The organism is Xenorhabdus sp. SGI246, assembly GCF_040838225.1.
GTDB classification, from domain to species: Bacteria; Pseudomonadota; Gammaproteobacteria; order Enterobacterales; family Enterobacteriaceae; genus Xenorhabdus; species Xenorhabdus indica.
Window position 1 is genome coordinate 1 of the sequence record NZ_JBFPEZ010000121.1, and the last position, 1,048, is coordinate 1,048.

The following is a 1,048-nucleotide window of genomic DNA, read 5'->3' on the forward strand; positions in this document are numbered from 1 at the left end:
CGCGGATGATCCGGCGGTGACCGCCGGTTATCCCGCCGGTAATCCGCTGCCGGTAAACCGGGCCACCGATTTGGCCTACATCATTTATACCTCAGGCACCACCGGGCAGCCGAAAGGTGTGGCGCTGACTCACCGCAGTGTGATGAACCGCCTGTGCTGGATGTTGTCGCGTTATCCCTTCCGGCCAGCCGATAAAATACTGCAAAAAACCCCGTACACCTTTGACGTGTCAGTGTGGGAATTGCTGGCAGCGAACTGGACAGGGGCATGTATTGTGATTGCGCCGCCGGAGGCACATAAACAGCCGGCGGTGTTGCAGCAACTGATCCGGCAAAGCGGCGTGACCCTGTTGCATTTTATCCCGTCCATGCTGGGGGCATTCTGCCAGACCCTGGAGGCCAGGGGGCAGCAGTTACCGGCCGGGGTGCGTTATGTCTTCTGTAGCGGGGAGGCACTGACGGCGTCGCAGGTCAGGGCATTTAACCGGGTCCAGACGGGCAGCTCTGCCCTTATCAACCTCTATGGGCCGACGGAAGCGGCGATTGAAGTCGCCTGTTATGAGACGGATACCGCCTGTCACGGTAATGTGCCGATTGGGCGGGCGATTGATAATGTACGGTTCTATGTACTGGATAAATACGGTAACGTTTCCCCGATAGGGGCACCGGGTGAACTGTACATTGGGGGCGTTTGTCTGGCACGCGGTTACTGGAACCAGCCGGCCCTGACGGCAGAGAGTTTTGTGCCGAACCCGTTTGCGACAGCGAAAGACGCGGCATTGGGGTATACCCGGCTGTATAAAACCGGGGATTTGGTGCGCTGGCGGCCGGACGGCAATCTGGACTATCTGGGACGCAATGATTTTCAGGTGAAAATCCGTGGCTACCGGATTGAACTGGGGGAGATCGAAAGTGCGCTGGTGACCCATCCCCAGGTGAAACAGGCGGTGGTGATCGATTGGGAACACGAGGGGGAGCGTGTGCTGGTGGCCTATCTGGTGACGGAGGGTGGGGTGCCGGATGACAGCCTGATCGGGCATCTGTCAGCC

At 59.1% G+C, this 1,048-nt stretch carries 1 protein-coding gene; it reads left to right on the forward strand.

What is annotated here, in order from left to right:
• On the forward strand, nt 1-1,048 hold a 1,048-nt coding region (locus tag ABLA85_RS18155), incomplete at both ends, for an amino acid adenylation domain-containing protein (RefSeq protein WP_367965732.1).